General features: G+C 71.2%; 12 protein-coding genes and 1 pseudogene. 4 read left to right on the forward strand and 9 right to left on the reverse strand.

The window, feature by feature from the left end:
• Positions 1-392 precede the first annotated feature (392 nt).
• Positions 393-2,198, reverse strand: a complete 1,806-nt coding sequence (locus Q2K21_RS32310) for an ABC-F family ATP-binding cassette domain-containing protein (protein ID WP_310778501.1) — start codon at positions 2,196-2,198, stop codon at positions 393-395.
• A gap of 156 nt (positions 2,199-2,354) precedes the next feature.
• On the opposite strand from Q2K21_RS32310, the pseudogene Q2K21_RS32315 reads away from it, so the two are divergent.
• A pseudogene (locus tag Q2K21_RS32315) lies at positions 2,355-2,719 on the forward strand (hypothetical protein).
• A 14-nt stretch (positions 2,720-2,733) separates the two neighbouring features.
• Here the strand turns inward: Q2K21_RS32315 and Q2K21_RS32320 are convergent.
• The 7 genes from Q2K21_RS32320 to rsmI form a co-directional block, all read right to left on the reverse strand.
• Complete coding sequence (locus tag Q2K21_RS32320) at positions 2,734-4,062, reverse strand: acyltransferase family protein (protein ID WP_310778504.1); 1,329 nt, start codon at positions 4,060-4,062, stop codon at positions 2,734-2,736.
• A gap of 293 nt (positions 4,063-4,355) precedes the next feature.
• Positions 4,356-5,264: a 4-(cytidine 5'-diphospho)-2-C-methyl-D-erythritol kinase gene (locus Q2K21_RS32325; RefSeq protein WP_310778507.1), complete on the reverse strand. Its 909-nt coding sequence runs from the start codon at positions 5,262-5,264 to the stop codon at positions 4,356-4,358.
• Positions 5,261-6,157, reverse strand: a complete 897-nt coding sequence (gene rsmA / locus Q2K21_RS32330; protein ID WP_310778510.1) for a 16S rRNA (adenine(1518)-N(6)/adenine(1519)-N(6))-dimethyltransferase RsmA — start codon at positions 6,155-6,157, stop codon at positions 5,261-5,263. Before rsmA ends, Q2K21_RS32325 begins: the two co-directional genes overlap by 4 nt.
• 75 nt (positions 6,158-6,232) lie before the next feature.
• Positions 6,233-7,576 carry a ubiquitin-like domain-containing protein gene (locus Q2K21_RS32335; protein ID WP_310778514.1) on the reverse strand — a complete coding sequence of 448 codons (1,344 nt, stop codon included), beginning with the start codon at positions 7,574-7,576 and terminating at the stop codon, positions 6,233-6,235.
• Positions 7,577-7,713: 137 nt separating this feature from the next.
• Entirely contained in the window at positions 7,714-8,595 is an 882-nt protein-coding gene (locus Q2K21_RS32340; RefSeq protein WP_310778519.1) for a TatD family hydrolase, read from the reverse strand.
• 127 nt (positions 8,596-8,722) lie between these two features.
• The gene (locus tag Q2K21_RS32345; RefSeq protein WP_386275896.1) at positions 8,723-9,175 is read right to left on the reverse strand and encodes a hypothetical protein; all 453 of its coding nucleotides are present in this window, start codon (positions 9,173-9,175) and stop codon (positions 8,723-8,725) included.
• Positions 9,176-9,425: 250 nt separating this feature from the next.
• Entirely contained in the window at positions 9,426-10,289 is an 864-nt protein-coding gene (rsmI, locus tag Q2K21_RS32350; protein WP_310778522.1) for a 16S rRNA (cytidine(1402)-2'-O)-methyltransferase, read from the reverse strand.
• A gap of 62 nt (positions 10,290-10,351) precedes the next feature.
• Here rsmI and Q2K21_RS32355 point away from each other — a divergent pair, with 62 nt between their 5' ends.
• The gene (locus Q2K21_RS32355; RefSeq protein ID WP_310778525.1) at positions 10,352-12,091 is read left to right on the forward strand and encodes a dolichyl-phosphate-mannose--protein mannosyltransferase; all 1,740 of its coding nucleotides are present in this window, start codon (positions 10,352-10,354) and stop codon (positions 12,089-12,091) included.
• 111 nt (positions 12,092-12,202) lie between these two features.
• A complete protein-coding gene (locus Q2K21_RS32360) occupies positions 12,203-12,694 on the forward strand; it encodes a hypothetical protein (protein ID WP_310778528.1) in 492 nt (163 codons plus the stop codon).
• Positions 12,695-12,797: 103 nt separating this feature from the next.
• On the opposite strand, the gene Q2K21_RS32365 is transcribed toward Q2K21_RS32360, so the two are convergent.
• On the reverse strand, positions 12,798-14,423 hold the full coding sequence (locus Q2K21_RS32365; protein WP_310778530.1) for an IS200/IS605 family accessory protein TnpB-related protein: 1,626 nt from the start codon (positions 14,421-14,423) through the stop codon (positions 12,798-12,800).
• A gap of 224 nt (positions 14,424-14,647) precedes the next feature.
• Here Q2K21_RS32365 and Q2K21_RS32370 point away from each other — a divergent pair, with 224 nt between their 5' ends.
• The gene (locus tag Q2K21_RS32370) at positions 14,648-14,812 is read left to right on the forward strand and encodes a hypothetical protein (RefSeq protein ID WP_310778533.1); all 165 of its coding nucleotides are present in this window, start codon (positions 14,648-14,650) and stop codon (positions 14,810-14,812) included.
• The last annotated feature ends 180 nt before the right edge of the window (positions 14,813-14,992 follow it).

The following is a 14,992-nucleotide window of genomic DNA, read 5'->3' on the forward strand; positions in this document are numbered from 1 at the left end:
CTGATGAGGGGTACGCGCAAGGCCCCGCCCCTGAACAGGAGCGAGGCCTCACCATGCGCGGCCCGCGCGCTACTTCGCGCCGAAGCCGAGCGCCGTGTACGACCTCGCGTCCGTCGAAAACCGATTGCTGACCAGATCCCTGCCGAAGAACAGCCGCCCGTCGGAGTAGAGCAGCTCGGACGACTTCGGGATCGCTCGACGACACCGGCGAGCTGCGTACGAAGATCACGCCGGCGGACGGCAGGTACGACCACGACTGCCGACTCGGACACCACCGCGGCGATGCCGGAGGATGTGATCTCGGGCGCTGCGGCGCCCATGACCAACGGGCCGGTCCCGCCCCTGTTCCCAAGGGAGGACCGGCCCGTGATGCCCTCGTTACGTCCGAACGCCTAGGCGTCTTCGGCGAGTTCCAGCCAGCGCAGCTCCAGTTCCTCGCGCTCGCCCACGAGTTCACGCAGCTCGGCGTCGAGCTTGGCCACCTTCTCGAAGTCCGTCGCGTTCTCGGCGATCTGCCCGTGGAGCTTGGCCTCCCGCTCGGAGATCTTGTCCAACTGCCGCTCGATCCGCTGGAGTTCCTTCTTGGCGGCGCGGGCGTCGGCGGCGGAGACGGCGGCCTTCTCTGTCACGGGCGCGGGGGTGACGGCCGCGGCGGCGGCCTCCTCCATGCGGTGGCGCCGGTCGATGTACTCGTCGATCCCGCGGGGCAGCATCCGCAGCGTGGCATCGCCGAGGAGGGCGTACACCTGGTCCGTGGTCCGCTCGACGAAGAACCGGTCGTGGGAGATCACGATCATCGAGCCGGGCCAGCCGTCGAGGAGGTCCTCCAGCTGGGTGAGGGTCTCGATGTCGAGGTCGTTGGTGGGCTCGTCCAGGAAGAGGACGTTGGGCTCGTCCATGAGGAGGCGCAGGAGCTGAAGCCGCCGCCGCTCACCGCCGGACAGGTCCCCCACGGGGGTCCACTGCTTCTCCTTGTTGAACCCGAACGTCTCGCACAGCTGCCCGGCGGTCATCTCGCGGCCCTTGCCGAGGTCGACGCGTTCGCGGACCCGCTGCACCGCCTCCAGGACACGCAAGGTGGGGTCGAGCTCCGCGACTTCCTGCGACAGATAGGCGAGCTTGACGGTCTTGCCGACGGCGACCCGTCCCCCGGCGGGCTGCTGCTCCCCTTCACTGCGGGCGGCGTCGGCCATGGCGCGCAGGAGGGAGGTCTTGCCGGCGCCGTTCACGCCGACGAGGCCGATGCGGTCGCCGGGGCCGAGCTGCCAGGTGACGTGCTTGAGGAGCACCTTGGGGCCGGCCTGCACGGTGACGTCTTCAAGATCGAAGACGGTCTTGCCGAGCCGAGACGACGCGAACTTCATCAGCTCGCTCCTGTCCCGGGGCGGCGGTACGTCCTTGATCAGCTCGTTGGCGGCCTCGACGCGGAAGCGGGGCTTGGAGGTGCGGGCAGGAGCGCCGCGTCGCAGCCAGGCGAGTTCCTTCCGGACGAGGTTCTGCCGCTTGGTCTCCTCAGTGGCGGCGATCCGTTCCCGCTCGGCCCGCGCGAAGACGTAGTCGGAGTAGCCGCCCTCGTACTCGTAGACCGTGCCCCGCTGCACGTCCCACATCCGGGTGCAGACCTGGTCCAGGAACCACCGGTCGTGCGTGACGCACACGAGCGCGGAGCGGCGCTCGCGCAGATGCCGTGCCAGCCAGCTGATGCCCTCGACGTCGAGGTGGTTGGTCGGCTCGTCCAGGACGATCAGGTCCTGTTCCTCGATGAGCAGCTTGGCGAGCGCGATACGGCGGCGCTCACCACCGGAGAGGGGGCCGATGACGGTGTCGAGCCCCTGCGGGAACCCGGGGAGATCGAGCCCCCCGAAGAGCCCCGTGAGCACGTCCCGGATCTTGGCGTTCCCCGCCCACTCGTGGTCGGCCATGTCCCGGATGACCTCGTGACGGACGGTGGCGGCCGGATCGAGGGAGTCGTGCTGGGTGAGCACGCCGAGGTGCAGCCCGCCGGAGTGGGTGACGCGGCCGGAGTCGGCCTCCTCCAGCCTGGCGAGCATCCGGATCAGGGTGGTCTTTCCGTCGCCGTTGCGCCCGACGACCCCGATCCGGTCCCCTTCGGACACGCCGAGCGAGACGCCGTCGAGGAGGGCACGGGTGCCGTACACCTTGCTGACGTTCTCGACATTGACCAGGTTGACGGCCATTTCACTCCTGACGCGGGGATCGATCAGCCTTCAAGCGTAGGCCCTCTGGGGGAGGTGGCGGACCGCGTGCGGTTCGTCACTCTTTGTGGTGACGTGATCGAGGATCGGCCGCTACCGTGGAGGACAGGCAACAGGATCCCGTCCACGGGAGGAACCATGACCGCCGAGTCCATTGAGCGCCGCGCCCAGTGGCCGGTGCCGCCGCAGGACGGCTACACCGTGGACGACCTGTTCACACTGCCGGATCTCCCGCCACATACCGAGCTGATCGACGGGAGTCTGGTTTTCGCGAGTCCGCAGCGCCGCTTCCACGGCAACATGGTCGACCTGCTGGTCAGCGGCCTGCGCGACGGCCTGCCCGGCGACTTCAGAACGGGACAAGCGGCAGGCCCGTCGTCCACGTGTACGAGCTCGATCCCCTCACCAAGGCGTACGTGCACATGGGCATGCATCGCGACCTGATCAAGGTCGACAAGCCGTACGACATCCACATCGACCTGACCGCCCTCGACAACCTCTGACGCCCCGACCGCCGTCAGGCGGTGGCACCCCGCCCCCGCCCCGCCCGCTCCACCAGCAGCCACCCCGCGAGCGTCATCACCACCGCCACCGGCGCGGTGACATGGACGGCTATCAGCAGTGCCGTACGGCCCTCCAGGAGACCCCCGAAGCCGACCATCGACAGGCCCAGTACGCCGAAGAGGCTCAAGGTGACGCCGAGCGCAGCGGCGGGTCCCGCCCAGGCGCGCGGCGCACTCGACTCCCGTACGCCCGAGGGTTGTTCGAAGCGACGGAAGACGGCCACCAGGACCCCGGTGAGCATCGCGGCGGCCAGGATCCGCAATGGTACCTGTATCCACCACGTACCCGAGGCGGGTTCCGGCATCCGGGCACCCACGGCGAGCAGCACCCCGTAGACGCCGAGCATCGCCGTGAGGTGCCACAGGAAGGCGGTCATGGAGATGCCGTTGGCCGCGACGACCGTACGCCACACGCGCGGACGACTCAGCCACCGCGCGGCGGGAGCGCGCAGCAGTTCCACCGCGCCGACCAGCCACAGCCCGTGGCACAGCAGCGCCAGCGTGGGCGGCGCCATGTTGGAGACCTTCTCGCCGGGCATCCCGACCATCGACAGCGGATACGGACCGTACGCCACCAGCAGCGCGGCTCCCACGAGTCCCGCACCGGCGAGGACGTACGGCAGGGTCAGTCTCCCGTCCGCGCGCAGGAATCCCAGTTGGTGGATCGCCAGCCAGACGAAGGCGAAGTTGAGGAACTCGACATAGGGGACGCCGAGGCCGAACCGGAGCAGGTCCACCACCACGGCCGCGGCGACCAGTCCGCCGAAGGCACCCCAGCCGAATCGCTCGTGGAGCCTCAGCAGCGGGGGCGTGAAGGCCACCATCGCGAGATAGATCCCGACGAACCACAGCGGCTGCGCGACCAGCCGCAGACTGATGTCGAGCAACCCGCCGCCACGGCCCGCCAGTTGGAGGACGAGCGCCGCCGCGCCCCACACGCCGATGAACACGACGGTCGGCCGCAGCAGCCGCTGGAGCCGGGCGCGCAGAAAGACCGAGTAGGCCTTGGGGGTCCGGCGGACGGTCGACCGGTAGGAGAGGGCGTGCGAGAAGCCGCCGACGAAGAAGAACACCGGCATGACCTGGAACACCCAGGTCAGCAGCTGGAGTTGCGGCTCGACGGCGAGCAGGTTCCCCACCTGGACGCGTCCGTCCGCGCCCACGGAGACAGCCGCCATCAGCCAGTGGCCGAGCACGACGGTACCGAGCGAGGCGACCCGCAACAGATCGATGAAGCGGTCGCGGGAGGCCGGGGTGGCGGCGGCGAGGTCGCTGGGTCTCATGGGGGTACGGTCGCGCGGACGCGGGGGGACGCGTGAGCGTGCTCGTACTCAACTCGACTCTGAGTACGCCACTTTCCCGACTGCGGGCAGTCGCGCCGTACGCAGCTGCGGGCAGTCGTGCCATACGTAGCTGCGGGCAGTCGCGCCTCCCCCAGTGCCTTAAGGGCCTGGGGGGACCCCCAGGGCGGCACGGGTGGGCGCTGGGGGTACTCCTGCTCGAAGAGCCTGAGGGAGGCACCCGGCAAGCGCCGGTAAGCGAAACCCACCCCCGGCCAACCCCAGCTCCGGGCGCCTCAGACGACCGTCGCCCCCGGCGCCGGTGACACAGCCACCCGCGCCGACCTGCACGTACCGGAGTCGAGCAGAGCCCGCGCAATCTCCTCCGCACCCGCCGCGTCCCCCGCGAGGAACGCCGTCGTCGGCCCCGACCCCGACACCAGCCCGGCGAGCGCCCCCGCCGCCCGCCCCGCGTCCAGCGTCCGCGCCAGTTCCGGGAACAGCGACAGCGCGGCCGGCTGGAGGTCGTTGGAGACCGCCGCCGCGAGCGCCCCGGCGTCCCCCTTCGCCAGCGCGTCCAGCAGTTCCTGTGAGGCGACGGGCTCGGGGATCCGTACGCCCTCGTTGAGGCGGTCGAACTCCCGGAAGACCGCCGGAGTCGACAGTCCCCGTCCGGCCATCGCGAACACCCAGTGGAAGGTCCCGCCGACCTCCAGCGCCCTGAGCTTCTCGCCCCGTCCGGTGCCCAGCGCCGCCCCGCCCACCAGGCTGAACGGCACATCACTGCCCAACTCGGCGCAGATGTCGAGGAGTTCCTCGCGCGAGGCCCGCGTGCCCCACAGCGCGTCGCACGCCACCAGCGCCCCGGCACCGTCTGCGCTGCCGCCCGCCATACCGCCCGCGACGGGGATGTCCTTGGCGATGTGGATGTGCACGGCCGCGTCGGCCGCGCCGAGCCCGTGGCGTTCGGCGAGCGTCAGCGCCGCCCGCGCCGCCAGGTTCGTACGGTCCAGCGGCACCTGCGCGGCGTCCGGCCCCGAGCAGGTGACGCGCAGCTCGTCGGCCGGGGTCACCGTGATCTCGTCGTAGAGCCCGACGGCCAGGAAGACGTTCGCCAGGTCGTGGAAGCCGTCGGGGCGTGCGCCGCCGACCGCGAGCTGCACATTGACCTTGGCCGGGACGCGTACGGTCACCCTCGCGCTCACTGCTGGACCGGCTCCTTGTTCTCGCCGTTCTCGGCGCTGCGGTTCTCGGCGATGCGGGCGAACTCCTCCACCGTCAGCGACTCCCCGCGTGCCTGCGGCGAGATCCCGGCGGCGACGAGCGCGGCCTCGGCCGCGGCGGCCGAACCGGCCCACCCGGCGAGCGCGGCCCGCAGCGTCTTGCGGCGCTGGGCGAACGCCGCGTCCACGACCGCGAACACCTCCGCCTTCGACGCGGAGGTCTTGACCGGCTCGGCCCGCCGCACCAGCGAGACGAGCCCGCTGTCGACGTTGGGCGCGGGCCAGAAGACATTGCGCCCGATGGCTCCGGCACGCTTGACGTCCGCGTGCCAGTTGGCCTTCACGGACGGCACCCCGTAAACCTTGGACCCGGGCGCGGCGGCCAGCCGGTCGGCGACCTCGGACTGCACCATCACCAGCGTCCGCTCGATGCTCGGGAAGGTGTCGAGCATGTGCAGGAGGACGGGCACGGCGACGTTGTACGGGAGGTTCGCGACGAGTGCGGTGGGCGCCGGGCCCGGCAGTTCGCGCACGTGCAGGGCGTCGGAGTGCACCAGCGCGAACCGGTCGGCGCGCTCGGGCATCCGTGCGGCGATGGTCGTGGGCAGGGCGGCCGCCAGGACGTCGTCGATCTCGACGGCGGTGACGCGCTCGGCGACCTCCAGCAGCGCCAGCGTCAGCGAGCCGAGCCCGGGTCCCACCTCCACGACGACGTCGTCGGGGCGCACGTCGGCGGTGCGCACGATGCGGCGCACGGTGTTGGCGTCGATGACGAAGTTCTGGCCGCGCTGCTTGGTCGGGCGTACACCGAGGGCCGCCGCCAGCTCACGGATGTCGGCAGGGCCCAGGAGGGCGTCGGGGGTGGGGCTGCTCACGGACCAAGGGTACGGGGCGGCGCGGGGCGGCCGTGCATGCGCGGCCGCCGGGTGGTGGCCGCCGCGCATCCCGGCTCACCTGTACAGCCGCCTCCCGCAGTGCGGCCACGGGGTGCTGCCCCGGCGCACGTACAGCTTCTTCGCCCGGTACGTCTGTTCCTCGGTCGACGCGTCCTGGGGGCGGCCCGAGCCGCCGAGGCTGCGCCAGGTGTGGTGGTCGAACTGGTAGAGGCCGCCGTACGTGCCCGACCGGTCGACCGCGTGCGGCCGGCCGCCGGACTCGCATTTCGCGAGCCCCTTCCAGTTCAGGTGCTCCGCGCCCCGCACGGAGGCCGGGCGGGACTGGGTGCCCACCCGCACCAGCATCGCCTGCGGCCGGCTCACCACCTCGGAGCTGATTCGCCTCGGTCTCTCCCGGACGCCGTTGACGCTGCGCAGGGCGTATGTCACCCGGCGCGTGCCCGGCTCTCCTGCGCGCACCACGATCTCCGTGCCCTTGAACAGCGTCGGGTCGTCCATGCGCCGCACGTGGAACGGGATCCGCTCCTCGCGGACCTCCTTGGAGCCGATCACCCGCAGCACGGTCACCGTCTGCCCGTCGCGGGGAAAGCTCCCCGGCTCCACGGACATGGTGTCCTGCCCGCGCAGGGTGACCCCGGCCTCGTCGACGGCCTCGCGTACGGTCGCCGCGTTCGTCCGGATCGTGCGCGCCTGCCCGTCCGCCATGACCGTCACCGTGCGTTCGGTGCGGACATCCAGGGCGAGCCCCTCGCGGCCGATCCGCCGGGAGGGCGAGCTCGATACGTACGCGCCCTGCGCACGCACCCCGAGCTGCTGGAGCGCGCCGTCCACCGTGGGCGCCGTCGTCCACACCTGGCGTCGCTGCCCGTCGAGGGTGAGGTCCAGGGGACGGCCGTAGCTCACCGAGATGTCGTCGCCGCTGGCCCGCGGCGTCCCGGGCCCGGGTGCCACGACGTCGTGCCTCCCCAGCCGCACGCCCTCCTGTGTGAGCAGTTCGCCCACGTCGTCGGCGAAGGTGTGCAGCGCGCGCGGCCTGCCGTCCACGGTCAGGTCGACGGCCTTGTCCTTGGCGACGAACGCGGTGGTGCCGCCGGCGAGGAAGACGACGACGAGCGCCTGCGGCAGCAGTCGGCGCACGGGGTCGGGCCGCGCGCCCTTCCTGCGCCGAGCGGCGTGCCGGGCCTGTGCGCGCCCTTCGGCGCGTGGCGCGGCATCCGTCTGCCGGGCGGGCCCCGGCCTGGTGAGTTGCTGGGTGGCGCGCGACGAGCGGGCCGCGCGGGCCCGCATCTCGTACGCGGGCCGGTAGGTGTCCGGGGAGGCCGGACCGTACGCTTCGCGGGTCCCGTTGGCCGGGATCGGGCCGTACGTCCTGTACGGCGGGTACTGCCGGTTGCTCACGACGACACGCTCCAGAGAGGTCCGAAACGGGCGACCAGAACCAAACGGCCGGCCGTCACTCTCCCAAAGCAACGGCGTCACACCGCGTAGCGACACGGTCACTTTCCGGAGTGGACGAGTCCCTGTGGTGTCGTCGGTCAGTAAGCGAAGGCACGCGCCGTGTTGTCCGCGATGGCCGTCGCCAGGGCGTCCTCGTCGAGCCCCTTCACCGCGGCCATGGCGCGGACGGTGACCGGAACGAGATACGGCGCGTTGGGCCGTCCGCGGTACGGCGCGGGCGTCAGGAACGGCGCGTCGGTCTCCACGAGGACGAGGCCGAGGGGTGCCACGGCGAGCGCGTCGCGCAGCGGCTGCGCGTTCTTGAAGGTGACGTTCCCGGCGAACGACATGAAGTACCCGGCACGCGCGCAGACCTCGGCCATCTCCGCGTCGCCCGAGTAGCAGTGGAAGACGGTCCGCTCCGGCGCACCCTCCTCCTTGAGGATGCGCAGCACGTCGGCGTGGGCGTCGCGGTCGTGGATGACCAGTGTCTTGCCGTGCCGCTTGGCGATCTCGATGTGCGCGCGGAAGGACCGCTCCTGGGCGGCCTTGCCCTCGGGCCCCGTGCGGAAGTAGTCGAGTCCGGTCTCACCGACGCCCTTGACGTGCGGGAGGGCGGCGAGGCGGTCGATCTCGGCGAGCGCGTCGTCCAGGGCGGCGGCGCCTCCCGGCTCGCGCGCGCCCTGCCGGGACCAGCCGTCGGGGTCGCCGTGCACGATGCGCGGCGCCTCGTTCGGGTGCAGCGCCACGGTCGCGTGCACGGCGTCGTACGCGGCGGCCGTCTCGGCGGCCCAGCGCGAGCCCTTCAGGTCGCAGCCGACCTGCACGACCGTGGTCACACCGACGGACGCGGCCTTGGCCAGGCCCTCCTCCACCGTGCCGGACTGCATGTCGAGGTGGGTGTGCGAGTCGGCGACGGGCACGCGGAGCGGCTCGGGAAGCGGCGGCGGCGCGTTCTTGTCGGACGGTTGGGAAGGCATGCCCCGATCCTACGAAAGGGGCATGCCGTACCTCGTACGGGAGGATCCGTCACCCTGTCGTACGGGGAGAACCCATCACCCTGTCGTACGGGGAGAACCCGTCTCCCTGTCGTACGGGGAGGATCCGTCACCCGGCCTTGCGGTGGTGGAACGGGTGGAGCAGGTCCGAGAGGTGCCAGTGGTGGTCCTCCTGCGGCTTCCCGGACTCGGTCTGCGGCTCGTCGAGGGTCTCCCCGACGGCCCGCGGCACCGGACGGCGGTGCCGGTGCAGGGAGTTCTGCGCGGAGGACACCTGACCGGGGCGCATGATGCGCACCACATGGCTGTCGCAGTTCAGGCAGGTGGGCCGGCTCAGTGGCGACGGGACGACATTGCCCCCCGCCACGTACCTCACGAACTCGTTGCCGTCCCCGTCGAGGTGGTGCTCTATCTCGTACGACTGCTCCCAGCCGTGCCCGCATCGCATACAGGCGAAGGAATAGGACTCGTGTACGACGGCGGTCGCCGCGCCTCGGTCGGCCTGCCCGGTGACGGCACCGGCCGGGGCCATCGCGCCGGGCTGCCCTGCGATCTCACTCATGCCAGCTCCTCTTGTCCGCTGGGCTAGGGACGGTTCGTCCCTTCACTCAGTGGACGCCTTCGCCGACGCGAACGCATCAGGCCCTGTCGAGTGTTGGAGGCGATTTGGACTTCGCTTGCCAAATCCACCCGGTCGCGCCGTTACCGCTTTGCTTTCGGCGACAGCCCTTTGCCCACCCATGGGGCGCACGCTCATGAGAGATGCGCGCTGCTCAGAGGGGGTATAAGCCCCTCCGGGCCCCTTCGTGGACTCACCCCGACCGGTCGGCGTTCTTCGCCGCCACCACCGCGTCGAAGACCTCCCGCTTCGGCAGGCCCGCCTCCGCCGCCACCGCCGCGATGGCCTCCTTGCGGCGCTCCCCCGCCTCTTCCCGCACCCGGACCCGGCGCACCAGCTCGGCCGCGTCCAGTTCCTCGGCGGCCTTCTCGCCCGCGCCCTCCACGACCACGGTGATCTCGCCGCGCACGCCCTCGGCGGCCCACACCGCCAGCTCGCCCAGCGGACCGCGCCTGACCTCCTCGTACGTCTTGGTCAGCTCGCGGCAGACGGCGGCCCTCCGGTCGGCCCCGAACGCCTCGGCCATCGCGGCGAGCGTGTCGTCGAGCCGGTGCGGCGCCTCGAAGTAGACGAGCGTGCGCCGCTCCTCGGCGACCTCGCGCAGCCGCGACAGCCGTTCGCCCGCCTTGCGCGGCAGGAACCCCTCGAAGCAGAACCGGTCGACGGGCAGCCCCGACAGGGCGAGCGCGGTGAGCACGGCGGACGGACCGGGCACGGCCGTGACCCGGATGTCCTTCTCCACGGCGGCGGCGACCAGCCGGTACCCGGGGTCGGACACGGACGGCATCCCCGCGTCCGTCACCAGCAGCACGCGAGCCCCGGACGCCAGAGCCTCGACCAGCTCCGGCGTCCGGGCGGACTCGTTGCCCTCGAAGTACGACACGACACGCCCGGCCGGCTGTACGCCCAGGGCCTGGGTGAGCCGGCGCAGCCGCCGTGTGTCCTCGGCGGCGATCACGTCGGCGGTGGCCAGCTCCTGCGCGAGCCGCGGCGGCGCGTCCTCGATGTCCCCGATGGGGGTGCCGGCGAGGACCAGGGTTCCGGGCGTTGATGTCACGTTTCCATCCTCGCAGGCCCAGTCCACGGGACTCACACAGACGTGTTCCCTACGATGGCGCGGTGACCAGTACCGCGTCCTCCACGGACACCCGGCAGGGCCAGGCCACCGAAGACCAGCGGCCGTCGTGGCAGCAGCGGCTGCGTTTCTTCGGATACGCGGAACGCCCGAGAAGCGACGTCCGCGACCGGCTGGTGCCGCCGTACAGCGAGCCCGGCCCGCGCCTCTGGGCGGCGATCGGCGTGCGCAAGGAGGTCGCCGATCGCCTCACTCGCTGGTCCGGGTGGGGCGGTCCGCTGCTCGTGACGCTCATGGCCGGGCTGATGCGGTTCTGGAACCTGGGCAGCCCCAAGGCGGTGATATTCGACGAGACGTACTACGCCAAGGACGCCTGGGCGCTCGTCCACAACGGCTACGAGGCGAACTGGGCGAAGGACGCCAACGACCTGATCCTCCAGAACAACGGGCATGTGGCGATCCCGACGGACGCCGCGTACGTGGTGCACCCGCCGGTCGGCAAGTTCGTGATCGGGCTCGGCGAGCTGATCTTCGGCTTCAATCCGTTCGGCTGGCGCTTCATGACGGCGGTGCTCGGCACGCTGTCGGTGCTGCTGCTGTGCCGCATCGGCCGCCGTCTGTTCCGCTCGACCTTCCTGGGCTGCCTGGCCGGCGCGCTGATGGCGGTGGACGGACTGCAGTTCGTGATGAGCCGCACATCGCTCCTGGACGGCGTCCTGGAGTTCTTCGTGCTGGCGGCCTTCGGCTGTCTGCTAGTCGACCGGGACAGGGCGCGCGCCAGACTGGCGGCGGCGCTCCCGATGGACGCGGACGGCCGGATGCGCCCCGACGCCCACATCGCCGAGACCACCCGCTTCGGGTGGCGGCCGTGGCGCTGGACGGCAGGGCTGATGCTGGGCCTGGCCATCGGCACCAAGTGGAGCGGCCTGTACGTCCTCGCGGCGTTCTGCGTGATGGCCATCCTGTGGGATGTCGGTGCGCGCCGCGTGGCGGGTGCCCGCCGCCCCCGCCTGCGGGTGTACGAGCGCGATCTGGGCCTGGGGTTCCTGGCCACCGTCCCGGTCGCGCTGGCCGTCTACCTGACCAGCTGGATCGGCTGGATCCTCTCCCCCGCCGACGGCTCCGGCGGGTACTTCCGCAACTGGGCGGCCACCGACGGCAAGGGCGGCAACTGGACCTTCCTGCCCGACTGGCTGCGCAGCCTGTGGCACTACGAGCACGAGGTCTACAAGTTCCACGTCGGCCTGTCGTCCCCGCACACGTACCAGTCCAACCCGTGGAGCTGGATCGTGGTGGGCCGCCCGGTCTCCTACTTCTACGAGTCCCCGTCCCCCGGCAAGGACGGCTGCCCCGCGGACGCGGGCGGGAAGTGCGCCCGCGAGGTCCTGGCGCTCGGCACCCCGCTGCTGTGGTGGGCGGCCTGCTTCGCGATCCTGTACGTCCTGTGGCGCTGGGCGTTCCGCCGCGACTGGCGGGCGGGCGCGATCGCCTGCGGCATCGCGGCCGGCTACCTGCCCTGGTTCATGTACCAGGAGCGCACGATCTTCTTCTTCTACGCGGTGATCTTCGTCCCGTTCCTGTGCCTGGCGGTGGCGATGATGATCGGCGGCATCCTGGGCCCGCCCGGCTCGGACGAACGCCGCCGGATCGCGGGAGCGGCGGGCGCGGGCGTGCTGGTGCTGCTGATCGCCTGGAACTTCATCTACTTCTGGCCGATCTACACGGGCACGGCGATCCCGATCGACTCGTGGCGGTCGCGGATGTGGCTGGACACCTGGGTCTGACCGCCGAAGGGCCGTTCGGCCGCACTTGTGACCGCCCTTCTCCGAGGGCCGGTCGCGCCGTGGTCGACGGGTCCGTTTCGCCCTCGCCGACCGGCGACGTCCTCTAGTGTGATGACGAGCGACGGTGGCGGGCACCGGTCGCTGTCGGGGGACGGAGGGGCCGCGATGCTGGAATGGATCGCCGCGCTGGCGCTGGCGGGGGGCACGAGTCTGGCCACGGCGATGGCCGGTGACGCCTGGGAGGGCGTCCGAGGGACGTTCGGCCGGCTGCTGGGCCGCGGGGACACGAACCAGGAGAACAGGTCGCTCGCCCGTCTGGACGCCTCCGCGGCGACGGTCGCGCAGGCCTCGGCGGAGGACCGGGAAGCCGTGCTGAGCCAGGTCGCGGGACAGTGGCAGACCCGGCTTCAGGACTTTCTGGAGGAGTACCCCGAGGCCCGCGAGGAGCTTGAGGCGCTCGTCGAGCAGATCCGGGGTCAGGCGCCGGAAGGGCACGCGGTGCGGGTCACCCAGACGATGTCCAACAACACCATTCACGGGGCCAGTTTCCAGATCGGCCACATCGGTACGGCGGGCGACTTCACGATCGGCCCCAAGCCCTGAGGCCCGTACGCCGTGACGACGAACTGGAACGGGAGGACCTGTCCTACCGAAGGCTGGACGAGCGGCAGTCGCTGCTGTTCCGCCTGATGCCGCTCAACCGTTCCTAGAGACTGAGCGGGAGTGAGTCCTGCCAGGACTCGTGCTCAGCCGTGTGCCCCGAACGGTTGTGGGCACACTGGTCCCCCGCTTTCGCTCCGCATCCGGCGCCGGCGGATCGTGTCCGTGGTCCGGGAATGCGGGGGCGGGTTTCCTCACGCCCCGGGATGGCCGATGCGGCCTGGACGGTCCGATGCCCCACAGCATCGCTCTGGTGCTGTGGGGGCGGTGCCGTCCGTCGCCGGACCGAATGTCCCAGGGCGCGCCGTCCGATCGCCACGGCGGCAGCCTGGTGGCGCGTGGTCTCGCGCGCCTTGGTGGTGAGAGGTTTTTGCCAGTGCTGGGCGCCCCAGCGGCTGGTGTAGGCGGGATCGACAGCGACGACAGTGATGCCGAGTTCGGCGGCCATGGACACCAGCCTGTTGCGCAGCCTCGCGGTGGGCATGCCGGAGATCAGCTTGCGGAACCGCTTGCGCCGCCCGTGCTTCTCCCGGGTCTTCTCCGCCGCGAAGTCCAGGTCCTCGATCGCAATGGCCAGGCCGTGGCGCTTGGCCCAGTGCAGCAGGCGGATCAGGGCATGCCGCACCTGCGCGTCCCGGTGCGGTGCGCTGCCGGTCAGGTCGTAGTCGAACCTGCGGGGCTCACCGACCGGGTTCCCGTGGGCGTCCAGCCGCCAGCAGGCCAGGTGGTCGGCGTTCATATCCACGCCGACCAGCCCACCGGCACAGGCCGCTTCCAACGGCACCGTCCTGACGGTCGGGATCTGCCAGGAAGCGGTCAGGTACCAGCGGTCACGGGCCACGTCGTAGTGAATGCGGTACGCCACGGCGCGGTTCGCCGAGATGCGGTCGGCCCATTCCTCGCCCCGGTGCCGGAAGCCGACCCGGCAGGCGAACACGTACCGGCCGTGCGGCGCGTTCGCAAGACCGGCCAGCGGCGCGGGGAGCTTGATGCTCACCTCACCGCCCGGACTGACGCGGATCGTCTCGTTCCCGAACCGCTTCCCCGACTCGCCATCGGCCTGCAGGAACCAGCGCTCGGCCTCCCACCGGCGCCGCCACCCGGCCTCGGCCAGCTGGGCGGCCTCCAGGTTGTGCCGAGCGCCCAGCAGCTTCTTTCCGCCCCGCACCACACGCACACGTCCGGCATCCCGGTCGGCCCGCTCACGCTCCAGCCGGTCTTCGAGCAGGTGCAGGCGCCGGGACTTGGCGAACCACTCCTGCTTGGAGCGGTAACCGCCCGGCGTGCCCTTGGAGCCCTTGGCCCCGACCGGCAGCGACAACCGGTGCGTGATGGTGTCGACGCCTGCTTCGAGGTTCTGTAAGCAGGCGAGTTGCCCGCGCCGGGCCAGAGCCCACTGGTCGTGCGTGGCCTTGGTGATGCTGCCCGCCCAGCGGGAGGAGGACTCCTCGGTCAAAGCCCGCTTGCGCTGGGCCCACTGGTCGCTGTCGTGATCGAGCCCGGCCGCGCAGCGGGCCTTCAGATCATGGGAGGCCAGGGAACCGAGCAGCTCACCGACCATGCGCAGGACGTTCTCGTCCTGCGCGGTCAGCCCCTTCAGACTGCACCGGATGGCCACCCCGGACGGGCCGGGCACCACGAACGAAGCCGCCACCTGACGCAGCCCGCCCACGCCAACCACCCCCTGCCCGGTGCCCAAGAACCCGTCACCACACCCAACGAACACCGCCCGTAAAGGTCACGCATTCGACGCAAGAACTCCCGTTCCCCACCCAGGCGCGCGCACGTCGTGGCCGAGATGCTCACTCATGCACACCAGAACGCGCCCAAGTGCTGTCAATCAGCAGCAGTTCCCAACCCCAGGCCGGACCTCTCCGCCGGGGCCGTGTCGGGGCTGTGCTGAAAGCAGCCAGCTCGACGCCGGAACGCCGGGCCATTCACCGTGAGGCACTGGAGCTGTTCACCCCCTGCGCCAGAGGGGAGTTCAAGGCGAAGATGCTCCTGAGTCTCGGCCTGCTGGGCCGGGCCGACGAACGCCTCACGGACGCGGAACTGTGGTGAGAGACATGGTGGAGCCGCGCGGCGCAGGGCGGCCTGGCGGCGGCGTTCGCCAACCTGGCCAGGGTCCAGCGCGCCTAGGCCCCTTCGAGTCCAGCCATCCGATCTCTCTTCGGCCAACAAACGGAAACACCGTCCACAACGTGCTCGCGCGCCGCATAGAGTGCCCACAGGCCGCTTTTT

It is taken from the genome of Streptomyces sp. CGMCC 4.7035, assembly GCF_031583065.1.
GTDB lineage: Bacteria > Actinomycetota > Actinomycetes > Streptomycetales > Streptomycetaceae > Streptomyces > Streptomyces yaanensis.